Raw genomic sequence first — 19,720 nt, forward strand, 5'->3', positions numbered from 1 at the left:
TGGTCAGTGGTCAGGCGCGGATCACCTTGACGCCGGCTTCGGTGAGGGCGGCGGCGGAGTCGTCGGGGAGCAGGGCGTCGGTGACGAGCGTGTCGATCTGCTCGATGGGGCAGATACGGGAAAATGCCCTCTTACCGATTTTCGAGGAATCCGCCACCACCACGACGTGCCCGGCCCGGCTGATGAGCTGATGGTTGACCGCCGCCTCACCCTCGTGATGCGCCGACGCGCCCAGCGTCACGTCCAGGCCGTCGACGCCGAGGAAGGCCACGTCCATCGTCACCTGGTCGAGCACCCCGGAGGCGAGCGGGCCGATCAGCTCGTAGGACTGCTGCCTGGCCACCCCGCCCGTGACGACGATCTTGACGTGGCGGCGCACGGTCAGCTCGGCGGCGATGTTGAGCGCGTTGGTGACGATCGTGAAGCCCGACTCCAGCGTGGCCTGCGTGGCGAGGGTGCGGGCCAGCTCGGAGGTGGTGGTGCCGCCGTTCATGCCGACGACCGCGCCGGGCCGGACGAGCTCGGCGGCGGCAGCGGCGATGCGCTGTTTCTCGTCGGCGTGCCTGGCCGTCTTGTAGCGCAGCGGGAGGTCGTAGCTGACGCTCTGGGCGACCGCGCCGCCGCGCGTGCGCATGAGCATCTGCTGCTGCGCGAGCTGGTCGAAGTCGCGGCGGATCGTCGCGGTGGAGACGTCGAGCGCCTGGGCCGCCTCCTCGACGGTCAGGCGGCCTTCCTGGCTGAGCAGCTCGAGAATCGCGTTCCACCGATCGTAACGGGACACGATCAGCCTCCCTTCGCCAGATCCGTCAGGGGGCAAGCGTGGCACAGCCGCGGGATCCGAGCCACCGGTGTCCATTACTGCTCTATTCTGCTATAAACAACGCAGAAACGAACATCCGGAGGTAAGCGTTGTCCACCCATACCGAGGCCGAGATCGCGTCCCAGCCCGAGTGCTGGCGCCGTGCCGTCGCCGCCGTCCCGGCGGGCGCGCTGCCCCAGCCGGGCGAGCGGGTCGCCGTCGTCGGCTGCGGCACCTCCTGGTTCATCGCGATGGCCTACGCCGCGCTGCGCGAAGGCGCCGGGCAGGGCGAGACCGACGCGTTCGCCGCGTCCGAGGTCCCCGCCGGGCGGCGCTACGACCGCGTGCTCGCGCTCACCCGGTCGGGCACCACCACCGAGGTGCTCGACCTGCTCAACCGGATCGACATCCCGGCCACGGCCATCACCGCCGACCCCGAGACGCCGATCAGGACCGCCGCGGACGAGCTCGTCGTGCTCGACTACGCCGACGAGCGGTCGGTCGTGCAGACCCGATTCGCCACCACCCAGCTCGCGCTGCTGCGCGCCAGCCTCGGCGAGGACCTGAGCCAGGCCGTCGCCGACGCCGAGCTCGCCCTGGCCGAGCCGCTGCCGGACGAGCTGGTCGCCGCCGAGCAGTTCACGTTCCTGGGCTCCGGCTGGTCGGTCGGCCTGGCGCAGGAGGCCGCGCTGAAGATGCGCGAGGCGTCCCGCTCGTGGACGGAGGCGTACCCGGCGATGGAATACCGCCACGGCCCCATCAGCATCGCCGGGCCCGGCCGCGTCACCTGGATGCTCGGCACCGCCCCCGAGGGCCTGCGCGCGCAGGTCGAGGCCACCGGCGGCACGTTCGTGGAGAGCGGGCTCGACCCGATGGCCGAGCTGATCCGGGCCCAGCGGGTCGCGGTGGCCCGCGCGTTCGCCCGCGGACTGAACCCCGACGAGCCCATGCACCTCACGCGATCTGTGATCCTTTCTCCATGAGCCTTACTCTCGCCGACGCCCGCATCGTGACCCCCGAGGGAGTGCACGAGGGGTGGCTGACCATCGAAGACGGCAGCATCACGCACGTCGGTCACGGAAGCGCCCCCCGCCCGGGTCACAGCCTGGGAGGGCGGCACGTCGTGCCCGGCTTCGTCGACATGCACAACCACGGCGGCGCGGGCGGGTCGTTCCCGACCGGCGAGCAGGAAGAAGCACGTGAGGCGGTGGCGCTGCACGAGCGCCACGGCACCACGACCCTGGTGGCCAGCCTGGTCACCGACTCGATCGACCGGCTGTCCGCCGCCGCCTCGTCGCTGGCCGACCTGTGCGACGACGGCCTGCTGGCCGGCATCCACTTCGAGGGCCCCTACATCGCCAAATCGCGCTGCGGCGCGCACAACCCGGCGCTGCTGCGCGAGCCCTCGCCGCAGGAGTTCTCCGGGCTGCTCAAGGCCGGGCGCGGGCACGTGCGCATGCTGACCATCGCCGCCGAGCTGCCCGGCGCGCTCGACACGATCAGGCTGGCCGTCTCCGAGGGCGTGATCGCGGCGCTCGGCCACACCAGCGCCGACTACGACCTGACCCGCGAGACGATCGAGGCCGGCGTCACCGTCGCCACCCACCTCTACAACGCGATGCCGCAGCTCGGCCACCGCGACCCGGGCCCGATCGCGGCCCTGCTGGAGGACGAGCGGGTCACGGTCGAGCTGATCAACGACGGCGTCCACGTGCACCCGGCGATGCTGAGGCTGGCCTGCGAGGTGGCCGGGCCGGGGCGCACGGCGCTGGTGACCGACGCGATGATGGCGGCCGGGCTCGGCGACGGCGAGTACGGGCTCGGGCCGATGGGCGTCCGCGTCCTCGACGGCGTCGCCCGCCTCGTCGAGGGCGGCTCGATCGCGGGTTCCACGCTGACCATGGACGTGGCGTTCCGGCGGGCCGTCCAGGACATGGGGCTGTCGCTGCCCGACGCGGCGCAGATCGCCTCGCTGACGCCGGCCCGGGTGCTCGGCCTGGCCGACCGGGCCGGCTCGATCGCCGTCGGCAAGTCGGCCGACCTGGTGGTGCTGACCGACGAGCTGGAGGTGGCCGGAGTGATGAAGCGCGGCGTCTGGATCACGGAGCCTCGATGATCCTCACCGTGACGCTCAACGCCGCCCTCGACGTGACCTACCAGGTGCCCGCCGTCGAGTGGGACGGGGTCAACCGGGTGGCCGCCGTGCACCGGCGGGCGGGCGGCAAGGGCGTCAACGTGGCCCGCGTGCTCGCGGCGCTCGGGCAGGAGGTGCTGGTCACCGGGCTGGCGGGCGGGCCGACCGGCCGGGCGATCGAGGCCGACCTGGGCGCGGCGGGGCTGCCCGCCGCGCTGGCGCCGATCGCCGGGGAGTCGCGCACCACGCTCGCGGTGTCGCAGCCCTCCGGCGCGACGCTGTTCAACGAGCCCGGGCCCCGGGTCTCCGAGGACGAGCTGGGAGATTTCCTGACTCACTATGAGTCGCTGCTCGACGGCGCGCGGGCGGTGGTCATCTCCGGGAGCCTGCCGCAGGACGTCCCCGCCGACGTCTACGCCAGGCTCGCCGCCGTCGCCGCCGACCGGGGCGTGCCGGCGATCGTCGACGCCGACGGCGAGCCGCTCAGGCACGCGCCCGGCGGCCGGCCCGCCGTCGTCAAGCCCAACGCCGAGGAGCTGGCCAGGGCCGTCCCGCACGGCACCCCCGAGGAAGGCGCCCAGGCGCTGCGCGAGCGGGGCGCCGAGGCCGTCGTCGTCTCCCAGGGCGAGGCGGGCCTGCTGGCGGTCACCGCCGAGGGCGTCCTGCGGGCGCGCATGCCGTACAAGGTCGAAGGCAACCCCACGGGGGCCGGCGACGCGCTGGTGGCCGGGCTCGCGCTCGGCCTGGTGGAACGGTCGCCGTGGCCCGAGCGGCTGCGGCGGGCGGCGGCGCTGGGCGCCGCGGCCGTGGCCGCGCCCGTCGCGGGCGACTTCGACCCCGACGTGTACGCGCACGTCCACCCCCTCATCGAGATCGTGTAGAAGGAGCCCGTCATGCCGCTCGCCGGAATCGGCGACATCGTCCGTGAGTCACCCGCCGGGGTGGGCGCGTTCAACGTCATCCAGCTGGAGCACGCCACCGCCATCGTCGCGGGCGCGGAGGCCCTCGGCCTGCCGGTGGTGCTCCAGATCAGCGAGAACTGCGTCCGCTACCACGGCGCGCTGGAGCCGATCGCGCTCGCCTCGCTCGCGGTCGCCCGCCGCGCGGAGGTCCCGGTCGCGGTGCACCTCGACCACGCCACCGACCGCACGCTCGTCGAGGAGGCCGTCACGCTGGGGATCGGCTCGGTCATGTACGACGCCTCCGCGCTGCCCGACGAGGCGAACGTGGCCGCCACCGCCGAGGTGACCGCCTGGTGCCACGAGCGCGGCGTCTGGGTGGAGGCCGAGCTCGGCGAGGTCGGCGGCAAGGACGGCGTGCACGCCCCCGGCGCCCGCACCAAGCCGCACGAGGCGGCCGACTACGTGGCCAGGACCGGCGTCGACGCGCTGGCCGTGGCCGTCGGCACCTCGCATGCGATGACCACCAAGGACGCCGTGCTCGACCTGGGCCTCATCGGCGAGCTGCGGGCGGCCCTGCCGGTGCCGCTGGTGCTGCACGGCTCGTCCGGCGTGCCCGACGAGATCCTGCGCGAGGCGGTGCGCCAGGGCATGAAGAAGGTCAACATCGCCACCCACCTGAACAAGGCGTTCACCGGCGCGATCCGCGACTACCTGGACCACGACGGCAAGGTCGTCGACCCGCGCAAGTACGTCAAGGCCGGCCGCGACGCGGTGTCGCGCGAGGTCAGCCACCTGCTCGGGGTGCTCGCGGGCTGAGCCGCCTCACGCCTCCAGCACGGCGAGGACCCGCTCGACCTGGCGGCGGAAGGTGCCGGGCGGGTTGCGCGGGCCCTCACCCGACAGCAGGAACAGCCAGGTGAGCGCGTGGAGCCTGCTGCACTCGCGCAGCCGGGCCCGCTCGGCGGCGGTGAGCTCGACGTGCCGCAGGACGTCGACCTCGCCGTCGACCCACATGGAGACGTGCTGCGACAGCTCTGCCAGCTCGTAGACGCGGTCGCTGCGGCCGGAGTCCTCGAAGTCGACGATCCGCACCCGTTCGCCGTCCCACAGGAAGTTGGCCAGGTTGCCGTCACCGGCGCCGAGCACCGGCGGGTCGCCCTCGCTCGGCCGCCACCGCTCCAGCCACCGGCGGCCCTCGCTCACGGCGCGGTCGGCCGCCGGGTCCCTGGGCTGCCACTGCTCGCACCACTGCCCGACCTGACCGGCCAGCGCCTGCGGGCCCCAGCGGCGTACGGGCACGCCGGCGAGGACCTGCGGCGGGACGGCGGCGTGCAGCTCGGCGAGCGCGGTGGCCAGGTCGGCGGCGTGCGCGGGCGCGTCGGCCAGGCCGCGCAGCGGGACGCCGTCGATGCGGGACATGGTCACGCCGCCCTCGTTGGAGATGGGCCGGGGCGCGAGCCCGGGCGCGTAGCGGGCCAGCAGGGTCAGTGCCCGCCACTCGCGCTCGGCCGCGCCCAGCTTCTCCTCCTTGTAGCGCTTGGTGACGACGTCGCCCCGCACCTCGACCGCGTGCGTCCCCTGGAGATCGGCCATCTTCGCATGCTAGGTGGTCAGGCGTAGTCCGGCACCATGGCGCCGGCCAGCCGCAGGTGCGGCGCGGCCTCGTCGGGCCGTCCCTGCCGCTGGAGCGTGCGTCCAAGCAGCTGGTGGACGTACGCGTCGTCGGGCGACAGCTCGACCAGGCGCTCCAGCGTGGCGCGGGCGCGCCCGAGCTGCGCCGAGGCGTAGTAGGCCCGGCCGGCGAGCATGAGCACGTTGCGGTCGTCGCCGTGCTCGCCGAGCAGCGGCCCGAGCAGCACCAGCGCGCCGAGCGGGTCGCGCTGGTCCAGCAGCGACTCGGCGTGCCGGTAGCGCTCGACCTCCTCGGGCAGTCGCCGCCCGGGGCCGTCGCCGGCCAGCACGAAGTCCCTGATGACCTCGGGCGACTGGGCCCCGGCCAGCGCCCGGCCGCCGACGACCAGCGTGGGCGAGGTGGCGACGCCCATGGCCTTGCCCCGGAGCAGGAGTTCGCGGACGAGCTGCTCCCCGGCCCCGTCGTCGAGCAGCGCGGCGCCCTCGGGGAAGCCGGCCTCGGCGGCGATCCGGTGCAGGACCCGGCGGTCGCTGATGTCGAGGCCGTCGATGAAGTGGGCCTTCATCACCAGCTCGGCCACGGCGTCCTGGTCCGCGCCGTGCTCGGCGGCCAGCGCGATCAGCCGGTGGGCGTCGTGGCTGCTGGCGCGCCAGGCGGGGCCCCAGCGCCAGCCGAAGCCCTCCTCGGCGGCGATGAGCGACATCCGCACCCGGTTCTCCCCCGGGGTCAGGCCGGGGGCGCAGCGCTCCACCGCGGCGTCGACCATGGGGTCGGCCATCGCCTCCTCGTAGGGGATCGCCTGGGCGGGGGCCGTCGGGTCGATCCGGAACGGCCTCCAGACCACCTCGGCGTCCAGCCCTTCGAGGGCCTTCTCCAGGCGCCGCTTGCCGATGTACGCCCAGCCGCAGACCACGTCGGCCCAGATCTCGATTCGCATGACACCGAGACTATGCGACAACTGTCAATTAAGCAACACATGTCGTATAGTGGGCGGCATGAACCCCGACGACCCACGCGCCCAGCGCACCCGGGCCAGGCTGCACGCCGCCCTCCTCGACCTGGCGGCCGAACGCGAGCCCGGCTCGATCACGATCTCCGAGGTCGCCAAGCGCGCCGAGGTCAACCGGGCCACCGTCTACCTGCACTATCCCGACGTCGACGCGCTGGCCGCCGACGCGCTGGAGGACGCGGTCGCCGAGGTCGCCCGCGCCGCCGCGCTCTGCCCGCTCGACGCGCCCCGCGACCGCGCCCCCGAGCCGCTCACCGCCCTGTTCGCGCACATCTCCGCCAGCGCCGCCCTCTACGCGTGCCTGCTCGGCAGCCCCCGCTGCACCTCCCGCCTGCGCGAACGCCTCACCGGCGAGCTGTCGGCCCGCTTCCGGCAAGGCTCCCGGCCGGCCGGCTTCGACGACGTGCCGCCCGACGTGCACGCCGCCTACCTGTCGGGCGCGCTCGTCGGCGTGATCGCCCACTGGGTGACCGGGCCTCGCGAAACCCCGGCCGGCGAGCTGGCCCTGGCGTTCTGGCGGCTCTTCCGCCCCTGAACCAGCGCCATGAACGCCCCCCACCACGCACACCACCAGCCGGTCCAGCTCCGGCGACGGCCGCGCGCCCGCGGCGGCCCAGCAGCGCCTCCACCAGCCGCCGCCGCTCCTGCACGGCCCGGCGGGTCCGCCGCACCCGCCTGTCCTGGACTCCTCAGGCTGGTGAACGCACCATTCAATACCGAACACCTTGTTCCGTACCGAGAAGAGGACGTCATGGGATTGGGCAGGCTCCTGCACGACCACGCCGAGCACGCCGACGCGGGCGGCACCATCGACCACCCGCGCGCCTACGAGGTCGTCGCCTCGCTCGGCTACCCCGGCGGCCGCCGCGCCGCCTTCACCCGCGTCGCCACCCAGGCCAAGCCGCGGCCCGGCGACCGGATCCTCGACGTCGGCTGCGGCACCGGCTACCTCAGCCGCATCCTGTCGCCCGTCGCGGGCCCCGGCGGGCAGGTCACGGGCGTCGACCCGTCCCCCGCGATGATCGGCTACGCCCGCGACCGCGCCCCGGGCAACTGCGAGTACGTCGTCGCCGGAGGGGAGGACCTGCCCTTCCCCGACGGCTCGTTCGACCTGGTCGTCTCCACGCTGGCCGTGCACCACATCCCGTCGGAGGCCCGGCCGGCGGCGGCGCGCGAGATGTTCCGCGTGCTGCGGCCCGGCGGGCGGCTGCTCGTCGCCGAGTTCAGGCCGCCGGAGCACCCGCTGCTCAAGCGGCTCGTGGCCATGATCTCGGGCCCCGCCATGGACCACACCCCGCAGGAGCTGCTCGGCACCCTGATCCCCGACGCGGGCTTCCGGGTCGAGGCGGAGGGGCCGCTGCCGTCGCTGCTCTACTACATCCGTGCCGTACGCCCCTGACTTTCTCCCGGGGGATGACGATTCTCCACCGATGCACAAAGTTCTCCACCTGCCGTCAGCGCTCTTCGGCGAATCCCTTGCCCGGCCCGTACCGCCTGCCTACGATCACGGTCCGTCACCGTCGAGCCGAAGGAGGTCCCGTGGGCGAGCGTCAGAAGGCAGGCGGCGCGAGGTGAGCGCCACCGCCGTGGCGCGGGCGATGGAGGCGGTGCCGCGCCACCGGTTCGTGCCCGACGTGGCCTTACACGTCCCGGAGCCGGAGGGGCCGCCACTCCTGATCGACCGCAAAGCCGACCCGGAGGGCTGGTGGCAGGCCGTACGCTCCGCGTCCCCCATCGTCACGCAGCTCGACGACGGGCGCGCCGACCTCCGGACCGCCAAGGGCGGCTACACCTCGTCGTGCTCGGCGCCCGCGACGGTCGCGCACCTGCTCCGCCTGCTCGACGCCGCCCCCGGCAACCGGGTGCTGGAGATCGGCACGGGCACCGGGTGGACGGCCGCGCTGCTGTCACACCTGGTCGGCGCGGCGAACGTGACGAGCATCGAGATCGACCCCGCCGTGGCCGCCGACGCCGCACGACGCCTGGGCGACGGCCCGCGCCTGATCGTCGGCGACGGCGCCTACGGCTGCCCGGAGCGGGCCCCGTACGACCGCGTCCACGTCACCTGCGGAGTCCGTACGGTGCCGTACGCGTGGATCGAGCAGACCCGGCCCGGCGGCGCGATCGTCGCACCCTACTGCCCCGGCTTCGGGGCGGGCCACGCGCTGCGCCTGACGGTCATGCCGGGCGGCACGGCGGCCGGGCGCTTCTCCGGCGGCGCCCACTACATGATGATGCGCTCCCAGCGCCCCGCCGAGCTCGGGCCGTGGCGGCGCGAGGACGCGCTGGAGTTCAGGACCCCGGTCGACCCGCGCACCCTGGCCTACGCCCCGCTCGGCGCCGACCTGGCCGTCTCCGCGCTCACCGGGCTGCGCACCAGCGTCTACCAGGAGGACGACTTCTACCGGATGTGGGTGATCGGCGGCCCGGACGAGTGGGCGGCCGCGAGCTGGCAGCCGCACCGCGACGACTACGAGGTCTACAGGTTCGGCGACCGCGACGTGTGGGCGGAGGCGGTCAACGCCTACTTCACCTGGGTGAGCTGGGGAGAGCCCGGTCACGAGCGGTTCGGCATGACCGTCACCCCGGAGGAGCAGCGGGTGTGGCTGGACGAGGCGACGCGGGTGATCGGCTGAGAGGCGGCCCTCGCCTGCTCCCACCAGGCAGGGACCGCCCAGGGAAATCTTGACGATCATGCGCGGGCGACACTGGCGGCCGGGTGGAGGATTCTCCACCGCGTGCAAAATTCTTTCTACGCGGTGGAGAAATCCTCATCCCGAGATCAGCGCTGGATCGGCGCGACGACGACCTCGACGCGCTGGAACTCCTTGATGTCCGAATAGCCGGTCGACGCCATCGTGCGCTTGAGCGCGCCCATCAGGTTCATCGAGCCGTCGGCCACGCTGGACGGGCCGTGCAGGATCTGCTCCAGCGTGCCCACCGTGCCGAACTCGACCCGCCGCCCGCGCGGCAGGTCGGGGTGGTGCGCCTCGGAGCCCCAGTGGAAGCCGTGGCCGGGCGCCTCGGAGGCGCGGGCCAGCGGCGAGCCCACCATGACGGCGTCGGCGCCGCACGCGATGGCCTTGGCGATGTCGCCGGAGGTGCCCATGCCGCCGTCGGCGATCACGTGCACGTAGCGTCCGCCGGACTCGTCCATGTAGTCGCGGCGGGCCGCGGCCACGTCGGAGATCGCGGTCGCCATCGGCACCGCCACGCCCAGCACGTTGCGAGTGGTGTGGGAGGCGCCGCCGCCGAAGCCGACCAGCACGCCGGCCGCGCCGGTGCGCATCAGGTGGAGCGCCGCCGTGTAGGTGGCGCAGCCGCCCACGATCACCGGGACGTCGAGCTCGTAGATGAACTGCTTGAGGTTGAGCGGCTCGGCCCGCCCCGAGACGTGCTCGGCGGAGACCGTGGTGCCCCGGATGACGAACATGTCGACCCCGGCGTCGATGACCGCCTTGTGATACTGCACCGTGCGCTGCGGCGACAGCCGGACGGCCGTGGTCACGCCGGAGGCGCGGATCTCCTCGATGCGGCGGCCGATCAGCTCTTCCTTGATCGGCGCCGCGTAGATCTCCTGGAGCCTGCGGGTGGCCGCCTCGGCGTCGAGCGAGGCGCACTCCTCCAGCAGCGGGGACGGGTCCTCGTAGCGCGTCCACAGCCCTTCGAGGTCGAGCGGCGCGAGCCCGCCGAGCCGGCCGATCTCGATCGCGGTGGCGGGCGAGACGACGCTGTCCATGGGCGCGACGACGACGGGCAGTTCGAACCGGTACGCGTCGATCTGCCAGGCGATCGAGACCTCTTCCGGATCGCGGGTGCGCCGCGACGGGACGAGGCCGATCTCGTCGAGCGAGTAAGCCCGGCGGCCTGCCTTGCCCCGGCCGATCTCCACCTGCTGAGTCATGCGGTTTTACCTTCTGTGATAGTTAGGAGCTTCCACGGTCATCTGGATGTCGTGGGGATGGCTCTCCTTGAGGCCCGCTGCCGTGATCGGCATGAGCTCGCAGTCGGTGTGCATCTGGGGGATCGTGCGGCAGCCGGAATACCACATGCCCTGGCGCAGACCGCCGACGAGCTGGTGGGCGACCGCCGCGACCGGGCCTCGGTAGGGCACCTGACCCTCGATGCCCTCGGGGATGTACTTGTCCTCGCCGCCGACCTCGGCCTGGGCGTAGCGGTCCTTGCTGAACGAGGTGCCGCCCCGCTCGCGGTTGCGCACCGCGCCGAGCGAGCCCATGCCCCGGTAGGACTTGAACTGCTTGCCGTTGATGAAGATCAGCTCGCCGGGCGACTCCTCGCAGCCGGCCAGCAGGGAGCCGAGCATGACGCTGTCGGCGCCGGCCGCGATGGCCTTGACGATGTCGCCCGAATACTGCAGGCCGCCGTCGCCGATCACCGGGACGCCGGCCGGGGCGCACGCCAGCGACGCCTCGTAGATGGCGGTGACCTGCGGCGCGCCGACACCGGCGACGACCCGGGTGGTGCAGATCGAGCCCGGCCCGACGCCGACCTTGACCGCGTCGGCGCCCGCGTCGACGAGCATCTGGGCGCCGGCCCTGGTGGCGATGTTGCCGCCGATGACGTCGACCTTGCTGTTGGCCTTGACCTTGGCGATCATGTCGGCCAGGCCCTTGGAGTGGCCGTGCGCGACGTCGACCACGATGGTGTCGACGCCCGCCTCGATGAGCGCCTTGGCGCGCACCTCGGCGTCGCCGCCGACGCCCACGGCCGCGCCCACCACCAGGCGGCCGTCGGCGTCCTTGGTGGCGAGCGGATACTGCTCGCTCTTGGTGAAGTCCTTGACCGTGATCAGGCCGCGCAGCCTGCCGTCCGGGTCGACCAGCGGCAGCTTCTCGATCTTGTTCTTGCGCAGCAGCGCGTAGGCGTCGTCACGCGAGACCCCCACGGGGGCGGTGACGAGCGGCATCTTGGTCATGACCTCGCGCACCGGCCGCGCCTGGTCGGTCTCGAAGCGCATGTCGCGGTTGGTGACGATGCCGACGAGGATGCCGGAGGCGTCGGTGACGGGCACCCCGGAGATCCGGTACGTGGCGCACAGGCGCTCGACGTCGGCCAGGGTGTCGTCGGGGCTGCAGGTCACCGGGTTGGTCACCATGCCGGCCTCGGACCGTTTCACCAGGTCGACCTGCTGGGCCTGCTCCTCGACCGACAGGTTGCGGTGCAGGATGCCGATGCCGCCCTGCCGGGCCATCGCGACCGCCATGCGCGCCTCGGTGACAGTGTCCATCGCCGCCGAGACGAGCGGGATCGACAGCGTGATGCGGCGTGACAGCCTGGTGGCGGTTTCGGCCTCGCCCGGCTGCAGGTCGGAATAGGCCGGCACCAACAGCACGTCGTCGAACGTCAGACCCGTCTGTGTGAACTTGGACATGCTGCGGCCCCTCCTGCCGTTGCGCTGATGCAGCAAGTCTAGGGCCTGCCTCCAAAACGCATGGATGCCGGGAGGACGATGACCCCCACGGTCCGTCGTACTCCCGGCATCCAGCAGAAGTGCCGGGGGACGGAGCGGTCGGTGAGCCGCGCCGTCCCCCGGCCACCGGCATCCGGGCCTGACGCCGCGCACGCCACCGAACCCCCCTCCGCGTCCTGATGGCCGGCGGCGCCGGGCCCTGTAACGGAATGCCGACGCTGAGTTAAGCGTGGGTTACGGAACGGCACAGCGCAATGTAAAAACGTGCAATTGCACGAAGTTGCACCCCCCGCCGGGGCAGTCGGCGCAACCAGCGGACAAGTAAGGAATGCCGGGTTATCCTCGCGGCACGCCGCGCGTTCCCCCCTACGGAGCCCGACACATGCGCAACGAGCACCAAACTGTGCCAGATCCGCTCGAAACGCTAGGCCTCGATCCCACGCAAACGGCCCTTTACACGGCAGTGCTGCGCCTCCACCGCGCCACCCGCACCGAGCTGGCCGAGGCCACCGACGGGCCCGTCGACCAGGTCGCCGACCAGCTCGACGACCTCGTCAGGCTCGGCGTCGTCGACGAGCAGTCCGGCGAGTACCTGGCCCGCCACCCGGCGGCCGCGCTCGGGCGGCTCGTGGCCGAACGGCTCGACCGGCTGGCCGAGGAGAGCCGCCGCATCGACACCGTGCTCGGCTCGATCCGCGGCCTCATCCGCGACTACGACGCCGGCCGCGACCACCGCAGCGGCCCGTTCCCCGTCGAGTCCGCCAGCGGCGCGGACGTGCTGTACGAGAGCGTCATGGGCATGGCCGTGCAGGCTCCCCCGATGACGCTGCTGACCGCGATCCCCGACGAGCGGACGATGGCCGACTTCGCCGCCAAGTTCGTCGAGCCGTGGATCGACGCCCAGCGCCGCGGCCTGCTCGTGGTGCGCGCCGTGCTGCCCGTCGCCACCCTCACCCTGCCCGGGGTGCGCGACCAGCTCACCCGGCTGCTCGCGACCGGCGGCCAGGTGCGCACGCTGGACCGGGTGCCCAGCTGGTTCATGACGGCCGGCAGCGACACCGCCGGGCTGCCCGCCACCTGGGGCGGCAACCTGCCCGACCACGCCTACAACTTCTACCTGATGCGCACCCCCATCGTGGCGGGCGTGCTCCGCTCGCTGTTCGAGGAGTGGTGGGGGCGGGCCGTGCCGCTGCCCTGGGAGCGCGGTGGCGGCATGGCGCAGGTGCTGCGGCTGGCCGCGCAGGGCCTGTGCGACGAGTCCATCGCCCGGCAGCTCGGCCTGTCGGTCCGCACCGTACGGGCCAGGTTCGCCGACGCGATGGCCGAGCTCGGCGCCCAGTCCCGCTTCCACGCCGGCGTGGAGGCCGCCCGCCGCGGCTGGCTGACCTGACCCAAGGCCGGCCCGAGGCGACCCTGAGGGCGGGCGTAAGGGCGGGGGTGAGGGCGGGCCAGCGCGGGCGTGAGGGCGGGGCTGAGGGTGTGCGGCGTGGCCGGGTCGGTCAATGCCCACCGCTCGCGCCGCATCGGTCATATGGTGGGAAGGTGCTGGAAGACGTCCCCCGCGACCCGTTCGCGGACGACCCCAACGACCCTTCCGCTGCGATGGGCGAGCTCGGCGAGGCCGAGCCGCTGACCGCCGCCGAGCGCGACGAGGCCATCACCGACCTGGCCGACGTCGAGGTCTTCCGCTCCCTGCTGGAGCAGCAGGGGGTGCTGGGCCTGGTGCTCGACTGCCCGGAGTGCGGCGAGCAGCACTTCTTCGACTGGGACCTGCTGCGCGGCAACCTGCGCCAGATGATCGAGCTGGGCCAGCCCCAGATGCACGAGCCGGCCTTCCAGCCCGATCCGGCCGCCTACGTCACCTGGGAGTACGCGCGAGGCTACGTCGACGGCGTCATCGACACGGAGGAACGCCGCTGATCGAGCACGTCGCCGACCAGGGCCGCGAGCACCCGGGCGGCCGGGTCGCCGCTGTCGGGCAGCTCACCGGCCGCGAGCGCGTCGAGCAGCGCGTCGCTCTCTTCCTCAGGGGTCAAGCCGACTCCAGCTCGGCCATCTGCCTCAGCCTGGCCAGCGCCCGGTGCTGGGCGACGCGTACGGCACCTGGTGACATGCCGAGTACATTACCGGTCTCCTCGGCCGACAGCCCCGACACCACCCGCAACAGCAGCAGCTCGCGCTGGTTGGGCGGCAGCCGGGCGAGCAGCCTGCGGGCGTGCTCGACCTCGATGTAGCGGACGACGGTCTCCTCCGGCCCCGGCCCGTCGTCGGGCCCGTCGGGGAGATCCTGGGTCGGCACGGCCGAGCGCACGGAGCTGCGCAGCGCGTCGGCCACCTTGTGCGAGGCGATCCCGAAGACGAACGACGCGAACGGCCGCCCCATGTCGCGGTATCGCGGCAGCGCGGACAGGACCGCGATGCACACCTCCTGGGCCACGTCATCGGCAATGTGATATTGCCCCGAAACGCGGCCCAGCCTGGCGCGGCAATAGCGCACCACCATCGGACGCAACTCGCCGAGCAAGGATTCGATCGCACTGCGATCTCCCTGCACCGCGAGGCTCGTCAGTTCTCTTAGGTCGGAGTCATCCGTCCGTGCCGGAAGTCTCGACGCGAGCCTTACCCCAATTTTGGCGTCGGCGACGCTTCCCTCGCTCACGTTAGGCATGATGCCCGGCCCGCTCCGGCCTGTCGTCATGGCGAACGGCTACGGATTGGTCACATTGAAGCGACGATAACCGATAGTAATCGAGTGACAACACTAAGCCTTTATGCCTGGCAGATTGTTTCACGTTATAAGCCAAATGGCACGACATTCGTCAGACCACGGACGCTTAACCCGCACTCCAGGTTTACTCAGATAAACAATATTTCACAGAAAAATGTGACATAGCGCTACAAACAACGAAACGGCCCGCACCGGAATCCCGGTGCGGGCCGAAGCGCGTTACAGCGAACCCTAGTGGCCGTGCCCGTGGCCGTGACCCTGGCCGCCGGCCGGGGCCTCCTCCTCGGGCTTGTCCACCACGAGGGCCTCGGTGGTCAGCAGCATGCCCGCGATCGACGCCGCGTTCTGCACCGCCGAGCGGGTGACCTTGACCGGGTCGTTGACGCCCTGCGCGAGCAGGTCGCCGTACTCGCCGGTGGCCGCGTTGAGGCCGTGGCCCGCAGGCAGCTCCGCCACCTTGTGGGTGACGACGTAGCCCTCCAGGCCGGCGTTCTCGGCGATCCAGCGGGCCGGCTCGACCAGCGCGCGGCGCACGATGTTGACACCGGTCGCCTCGTCGCCCGTCAGGCCGAGGTCGTCGAGGTCCTTGGAGACGTGGATCAGCGCGGAGCCGCCGCCGGAGACGATGCCCTCCTCGATCGCGGCGCGCGTCGCGGAGATCGCGTCCTCGAGGCGGTGCTTCTTCTCCTTGAGCTCCACCTCGGTGGCCGCGCCGACGCGCAGCACGCACACGCCGCCCGCGAGCTTGGCCAGGCGCTCCTGGAGCTTCTCGCGGTCCCAGTCGGAGTCGGACTGCTCGATGGCGAGCTTGATCTCCTTGACCCGGTCCTCGATCGCGGCAGGGTCGCCGGCGCCGTCGACGATGGTCGTGGCGTCCTTGGTGACGACGATGCGGCGGGCGGTGCCGAGCACCTCCAGGCCGACGTTCTCCAGCTTGAGGCCGACCTCCTCGCTGACGACCTGGCCGCCGGTGAGGATGGCCATGTCCTGCAGCATCGCCTTGCGGCGGTCGCCGAAGCCCGGAGCCTTGACGGCGACGGAGGTGAAGGTGCCGCGGATCTTGTTGGTGACCAGGACGGCCAGGGCCTCGCCCTCGACGTCCTCGGCGACCACGAGCAGCGGCTTCTTCGTCTGGGCGATCTGCTCCAGCAGCGGCAGGAAGTCCGCGATGGAGGAGACCTTGCCCTGGGTGAGCAGGATGTAGGCGTCCTCCAGGACGGACTCCATCCGCTCGGAGTCGGTCACCATGTAGGCCGACAGGTAACCCTTGTCGAACTGCAGGCCCTCGGTGAACTCGAGCTCCATGCCCATGGCGTTGGACTCTTCGACGGTCAGCACGCCGTCCTTGCCGACCTTGTCGAACGCCTCGGCGATCAGGTCACCGATCTTGGCGTCCTGGGCGGAGATCGTCGCCACGTCGGCGATGGCCTTCTTGTCCTCGACCGGGATGGCCGAGGCGAGCAGCCTGTCGCTGACGTCCTTGGCGGCCTTGTCGATGCCGCGCTTGAGCGACAGCGGCGAGGCGCCGGCCGCCACGTTGCGCAGGCCCTCGCGGACCATGGCCTGGGCCAGGACGGTCGCGGTGGTGGTGCCGTCACCCGCGATGTCGTTGGTCTTGGTGGCAACTTCCTTGGCGAGCTGGGCGCCGAGGTTCTCGTAACGGTCCTCCAGCTCGACCTCGCGAGCGATGGTGACACCGTCGTTGGTGATCGTCGGAGCACCGAACTTCTTGTCGATGACGACGTTGCGGCCACGCGGGCCGAGGGTAACCTTCACGGCGTCCGCGAGGGCGTTGACTCCGCGCTCAAGCGCGCGGCGGGCGTCCTCGTCGAACTCCAGAATCTTCGCCATTTTGCTGAAAGTCCTCTCCTAGCGTCGAAAGCCCCGGCCGCCTTGGGAGCGCCCGGGGCCCGACACGACCGGCTTACTTCTCGATGATCGCGAGAACGTCGCGGGCGGAGAGCACGAGGTACTCCTCGCCGCCGTACTTGACCTCGGTGCCGCCGTACTTGCTGTAGAGGACGATGTCGCCCTCGGAGACGTCGAGCGGAATCCGCTTGTCGCCGTCCTCGTCCCAGTTGCCCGGGCCCACCGCGAGGACCTTGCCCTCCTGCGGCTTCTCCTTGGCGGTGTCCGGGATGACCAGGCCGGAAGCGGTGGTCTGCTCTGCCTCAAGCGGCTGAACCACGATGCGGTCGCCGAGCGGCTTAACGGGAACCTTGGTGGCGGTCGTCACGATCGGACCTCCCCTTCAGATTTGAATGATCAGAAGAGGCGACCAGCGGGGCCTGCCGTCGCGGGTGCCAGACCTGCCTCGTCGCACAGTTGGCACTCTCAAGGGGAGAGTGCCAACAGGAAACATATGCAAGAGGGGCTTGACAGTCAACACGAACGCGTCAGCTCTGGGCGATCAGGCGTAGGAGCCTTCCGCCAGGTCGGCCACGATCCCGGCCCGGCCGGGGTTCCAGCCCAGGGCCGCCCGGGTGCGCGACGCGCCGATGCGCTGGCTGAGCGCGAGGGCCTGGGCGAATCCCTCGCCCAGCACTCCGGCGGCCTCCGCGAGCGGCCACGGCTCCGCGGCGGCGCCCACGCCGGCCGCCACACCCGCCGCCTCGGCGACGGCGTCCACGGGCACGCCCTCCTCGGCGATGGCGTGGTAGATCCGCGCCTCCCCCTTCTCCACGACCGCGACGAGCAGGTCCGCCAGGTCGTCCACGTGCACGGCCGCCCAGGCGGGCACTCCCCCGGCGGTCACGTACACGCCCGTGCCGCGCCGGGCCGCCTGCTCGCGCAGCAGCGCGGGGATGCCGCCGCCCCGGCCGTGGACGACGCCCGGCCGGACCACCGCCCCGCCGCCGTCGAGCACGAGCCGCTCGACCTGGTCGCGGTAGGCGACCAGCGGGACGGGGTCGGCCGGGCTCTCCTCGTCCCCGCCGTCCACCTCGCCGAGCACCCAGACCCCGCTCACGTACGTCACCCGCTTCCCGGAGGCGGCGAGCGCGCCGACGGAGGCCAGGTCGGTCTCCCGGTCGCCGGTCAGCTCGGCGGCGTGCACCACGGCGTCGACGTCGGCGGTCAGCGCGGCGGCGACCGACGCCGGGTCCGCCAGGTCGCCGTGGCGCTCGTCGGCCGCCCCGGGCACCCGCCTGCTCCCGTCGGCCGACGGCCGCACCAGCGCCGCGACCTCGTGGCCGCGCTCGATCAGCCGCTCGACCAGCACTCCGCCGATGTAGCCCGTCGCGCCCAGCACCAGCACCTTCATGTCTTCCACCTCGAACACTTCGACGTTGAACACTTCGACACTCCGGAAACTAGCGCGGCTCCCCAGAAATTTCAACGTCGAAATTTTTGATATCGTCGGGCGTATGGAAGACGCCGTCGACGTGATCCTCGGACAGTGGGCGCGGGCCCGCCCCGGCCTGGACGCCTCGCCCATGGGCGTCGTCGGCCGGGTCTCCCGCCTCTCGCGCCTGCTCGAACGCGGCGTCAAGGAGTTCCTGGCCGGGCGCGGCCTGGAGCCCTGGGAGTTCGACATGCTGGCCACGCTGCTGCGCAGCGGCGAGAGCCACACCATGTGCATGAAGGACCTGTCCTCCTCCGCCATGGTCAGCCCCGGCGCGCTCACCAACCGCATGGACCGCCTGGTCGAGCGCGGCCTGGTCGACCGCCGGCCGGCGCCGGGAAACCGCCGCATGATCCTGGTCTCGCTCACCCCCGAGGGGCTGCGCCTGGTCGACGACGTGCTGGAGGGGCACCTCGACAACGAGCGCGACCTGCTGGCCGGGCTCGACGAGGACGAGCGCGCCGCCCTGGCCGGGCTGCTGCGCAAACTGCTCGTCTCCCTGCGCGACACCGATCTCTGAGCCGGCCCGCCGCGTGCACTACCGTCGTACGTCGTGGACCTGGACGCCTTCACCGAGCTGCTGACACCGCGCGGCCTGCGGGCGCTGGCCGAGGCGGAGGAGCTCGCCGGCGCCGACCCGGTCGCGGCGGCCACCCGGCTGCGCCGCACCTACGACGCCGCCCTGACCTCGGCGGCGCTCACCCAGGCGGGGCTGCGCGAGCGGGCCGCCGCCAAGTTCGGCGCCGACGCGGCGCGCATGTTCTTCACCCCGCACGGCCTCGAACAGTCCACCCGCGCCGAGGTCGCCGAGCACCGGGCCCGCCGCCTGGCCGAGTGCGGCGCCGGGCCGCGCGTCGCCGACGCCTGCTGCGGCATCGGCGGCGACTTCCTGGCGCTGGCCCGCGCCGGTCGCACGGTCGAGGCCGTCGACGCCGACCCGCTGACCGCCGCCGTCGCCCGCGCCAACGCCGACGCGCTCGGCCTGGGCGAGCGCGTCACCGTGCGGGTGGCCGACGCCGCGACCGTGCGGCCCGAGGACCACGACGTGCTGTTCGCCGACCCGGCCAGGCGCGGCTCGCGGGGCCGCACGTTCGACCCGATGTCCTACTCGCCGCCCTGGCCCGTCGTCCTCGACCTGCTCTCCCGGGCGCGCCTGGCCTGCCTCAAGGTCGCCCCCGGCATCCCGTACGAGTTCATCCCCGCGCAGGCGCAGGCCGAGTGGGTCTCGTACAAGGGCGAGGTGAAGGAGGCCGCGCTCTGGACGGGCGCCGGCGAGCCCGGGCGGCGGGCGACGCTCCTGCCGGGCGGTCACACGCTGACCGCCACCGGGGTCGAGGCCGGCACCGGGCCGGTGGGGCGCTATGTGTACGAGCCGGACGGGGCCGCGGTGCGGGCGCATCTGGTGGGCGAGGTGGCCGAGCTGGTGGGCGGGTGGCTGGCCGACCCGATGATCGCCTACATCTCGGGGGACGAGCCGGTCGACACGCCGTGGGCCGCGCGGTACGAGGTGGTCGAGACGCTGCCGTTCTCGCTCAAACGGCTCAGAGCGGCGCTGCGGGCACGCCGCGTCGGAAATGTCACCATTAAAAAGCGCGGATCGGCTGTGGATATCGAGCGGCTGCGCGGCGACCTCCGGCTTTCCGGTGAAGAATCCGCCGTCGTCATTCTGACGAGGATTATGGATAAACCATCCGTTCTGATCTGCCGCCCGTCACGACCTGCGTGAATGACAAATCTGGAC

Annotated in this window: 21 protein-coding genes; 11 read left to right on the forward strand and 10 right to left on the reverse strand. The window is 72.3% G+C overall.

Going from position 1 to position 19,720, the window contains the following annotated elements:
• Window positions 1-10: 10 nt before the first annotated feature.
• A complete protein-coding gene (locus tag AB0G11_RS37125; protein ID WP_219500531.1) occupies window positions 11-781 on the reverse strand; it encodes a DeoR/GlpR family DNA-binding transcription regulator in 771 nt (256 codons plus the stop codon).
• Window positions 782-909: 128 nt separating this feature from the next.
• On the opposite strand from AB0G11_RS37125, the gene AB0G11_RS37130 reads away from it, so the two are divergent.
• Genes AB0G11_RS37130 through AB0G11_RS37145 form a run of 4 tightly spaced genes read left to right on the forward strand, consistent with a single transcriptional unit; the run spans window position 910 to window position 4,651 of the window.
• On the forward strand, window positions 910-1,782 hold the full coding sequence (locus tag AB0G11_RS37130; protein ID WP_219500529.1) for a sugar isomerase: 873 nt from the start codon (window positions 910-912) through the stop codon (window positions 1,780-1,782).
• Window positions 1,779-2,915, forward strand: a complete 1,137-nt coding sequence (gene nagA / locus AB0G11_RS37135; RefSeq protein ID WP_219500527.1) for an N-acetylglucosamine-6-phosphate deacetylase — start codon at window positions 1,779-1,781, stop codon at window positions 2,913-2,915. The genes AB0G11_RS37130 and nagA overlap by 4 nt, the downstream gene beginning before the upstream one ends.
• Window positions 2,912-3,814 (forward strand): 1-phosphofructokinase family hexose kinase, encoded by a 903-nt coding sequence (locus AB0G11_RS37140; protein ID WP_357591359.1) that lies wholly within the window; start codon window positions 2,912-2,914, stop codon window positions 3,812-3,814. The genes nagA and AB0G11_RS37140 overlap by 4 nt, the downstream gene beginning before the upstream one ends.
• Before the next feature lie 12 nt (window positions 3,815-3,826).
• Window positions 3,827-4,651, forward strand: a complete 825-nt coding sequence (locus AB0G11_RS37145; RefSeq protein WP_219500523.1) for a class II fructose-bisphosphate aldolase — start codon at window positions 3,827-3,829, stop codon at window positions 4,649-4,651.
• Window positions 4,652-4,657: 6 nt separating this feature from the next.
• On the opposite strand, the gene AB0G11_RS37150 is transcribed toward AB0G11_RS37145, so the two are convergent.
• Both AB0G11_RS37150 and AB0G11_RS37155 read right to left on the reverse strand, forming a co-directional pair.
• Window positions 4,658-5,428: an aminoglycoside phosphotransferase family protein gene (locus AB0G11_RS37150; protein ID WP_357591361.1), complete on the reverse strand. Its 771-nt coding sequence runs from the start codon at window positions 5,426-5,428 to the stop codon at window positions 4,658-4,660.
• 17 nt (window positions 5,429-5,445) lie between these two features.
• Complete coding sequence (locus AB0G11_RS37155; RefSeq protein WP_357591363.1) at window positions 5,446-6,405, reverse strand: DsbA family protein; 960 nt, start codon at window positions 6,403-6,405, stop codon at window positions 5,446-5,448.
• Window positions 6,406-6,463: 58 nt separating this feature from the next.
• On the opposite strand from AB0G11_RS37155, the gene AB0G11_RS37160 reads away from it, so the two are divergent.
• The 3 genes from AB0G11_RS37160 (at window position 6,464) to AB0G11_RS37170 (ending at window position 9,113) form a co-directional block, all read left to right on the forward strand.
• A complete protein-coding gene (locus tag AB0G11_RS37160) occupies window positions 6,464-7,012 on the forward strand; it encodes a TetR/AcrR family transcriptional regulator (protein WP_357591365.1) in 549 nt (182 codons plus the stop codon).
• Window positions 7,013-7,228: 216 nt separating this feature from the next.
• Window positions 7,229-7,876 carry a methyltransferase domain-containing protein gene (locus AB0G11_RS37165; protein ID WP_357591367.1) on the forward strand — a complete coding sequence of 216 codons (648 nt, stop codon included), beginning with the start codon at window positions 7,229-7,231 and terminating at the stop codon, window positions 7,874-7,876.
• 172 nt (window positions 7,877-8,048) lie between these two features.
• Window positions 8,049-9,113, forward strand: coding sequence for a protein-L-isoaspartate(D-aspartate) O-methyltransferase (locus AB0G11_RS37170; RefSeq protein WP_308125612.1), 1,065 nt, complete (start codon window positions 8,049-8,051; stop codon window positions 9,111-9,113).
• Window positions 9,114-9,259: 146 nt separating this feature from the next.
• Here AB0G11_RS37170 and AB0G11_RS37175 read toward each other — a convergent pair whose 3' ends face one another.
• Both AB0G11_RS37175 and guaB read right to left on the reverse strand, forming a co-directional pair.
• On the reverse strand, window positions 9,260-10,381 hold the full coding sequence (locus AB0G11_RS37175; protein ID WP_219500509.1) for a GuaB3 family IMP dehydrogenase-related protein: 1,122 nt from the start codon (window positions 10,379-10,381) through the stop codon (window positions 9,260-9,262).
• A 6-nt stretch (window positions 10,382-10,387) separates the two neighbouring features.
• Entirely contained in the window at window positions 10,388-11,869 is a 1,482-nt protein-coding gene (gene guaB, locus AB0G11_RS37180) for an IMP dehydrogenase (protein WP_219500507.1), read from the reverse strand.
• A 502-nt stretch (window positions 11,870-12,371) separates the two neighbouring features.
• Between guaB and AB0G11_RS37185 the strand changes: the two genes are divergently transcribed.
• Together AB0G11_RS37185 and AB0G11_RS37190 are read left to right on the forward strand one after the other, a co-directional pair.
• Window positions 12,372-13,298, forward strand: a complete 927-nt coding sequence (locus tag AB0G11_RS37185) for a LuxR C-terminal-related transcriptional regulator (RefSeq protein ID WP_357591369.1) — start codon at window positions 12,372-12,374, stop codon at window positions 13,296-13,298.
• A gap of 152 nt (window positions 13,299-13,450) precedes the next feature.
• Entirely contained in the window at window positions 13,451-13,828 is a 378-nt protein-coding gene (locus AB0G11_RS37190; RefSeq protein WP_219500503.1) for a DUF5319 domain-containing protein, read from the forward strand.
• Here the strand turns inward: AB0G11_RS37190 and AB0G11_RS37195 are convergent.
• The 5 genes from AB0G11_RS37195 to AB0G11_RS37215 all read right to left on the reverse strand — a co-directional run bounded on the left by AB0G11_RS37195 (window position 13,789) and on the right by AB0G11_RS37215 (window position 17,931).
• The gene (locus tag AB0G11_RS37195) at window positions 13,789-13,944 is read right to left on the reverse strand and encodes a hypothetical protein (RefSeq protein ID WP_156325503.1); all 156 of its coding nucleotides are present in this window, start codon (window positions 13,942-13,944) and stop codon (window positions 13,789-13,791) included. The two genes, AB0G11_RS37190 and AB0G11_RS37195, sit on opposite strands and share 40 nt — an antisense overlap.
• A complete protein-coding gene (locus AB0G11_RS37200; RefSeq protein ID WP_156325505.1) occupies window positions 13,941-14,576 on the reverse strand; it encodes a sigma-70 family RNA polymerase sigma factor in 636 nt (211 codons plus the stop codon). Before AB0G11_RS37200 ends, AB0G11_RS37195 begins: the two co-directional genes overlap by 4 nt.
• A 291-nt stretch (window positions 14,577-14,867) precedes the next feature.
• Window positions 14,868-16,487 carry a chaperonin GroEL gene (gene groL, locus AB0G11_RS37205; RefSeq protein WP_219500502.1) on the reverse strand — a complete coding sequence of 540 codons (1,620 nt, stop codon included), beginning with the start codon at window positions 16,485-16,487 and terminating at the stop codon, window positions 14,868-14,870.
• A 73-nt stretch (window positions 16,488-16,560) separates the two neighbouring features.
• Complete coding sequence (groES, locus tag AB0G11_RS37210; protein WP_197093639.1) at window positions 16,561-16,875, reverse strand: co-chaperone GroES; 315 nt, start codon at window positions 16,873-16,875, stop codon at window positions 16,561-16,563.
• Between the two features lie 171 nt (window positions 16,876-17,046).
• On the reverse strand, window positions 17,047-17,931 hold the full coding sequence (locus AB0G11_RS37215) for an NAD-dependent epimerase/dehydratase family protein (protein ID WP_357591370.1): 885 nt from the start codon (window positions 17,929-17,931) through the stop codon (window positions 17,047-17,049).
• 70 nt (window positions 17,932-18,001) lie between these two features.
• Between AB0G11_RS37215 and AB0G11_RS37220 the strand changes: the two genes are divergently transcribed.
• Window positions 18,002-18,499, forward strand: coding sequence for a MarR family transcriptional regulator (locus AB0G11_RS37220; protein WP_357591372.1), 498 nt, complete (start codon window positions 18,002-18,004; stop codon window positions 18,497-18,499).
• A 33-nt stretch (window positions 18,500-18,532) separates the two neighbouring features.
• A complete protein-coding gene (locus tag AB0G11_RS37225) occupies window positions 18,533-19,705 on the forward strand; it encodes a class I SAM-dependent methyltransferase (RefSeq protein WP_357591374.1) in 1,173 nt (390 codons plus the stop codon).
• The last annotated feature ends 15 nt before the right edge of the window (window positions 19,706-19,720 follow it).

The sequence above is a fragment of the Nonomuraea sp. NPDC023979 genome (assembly GCF_040639085.1).
GTDB lineage: Bacteria > Actinomycetota > Actinomycetes > Streptosporangiales > Streptosporangiaceae > Nonomuraea > Nonomuraea ceibae.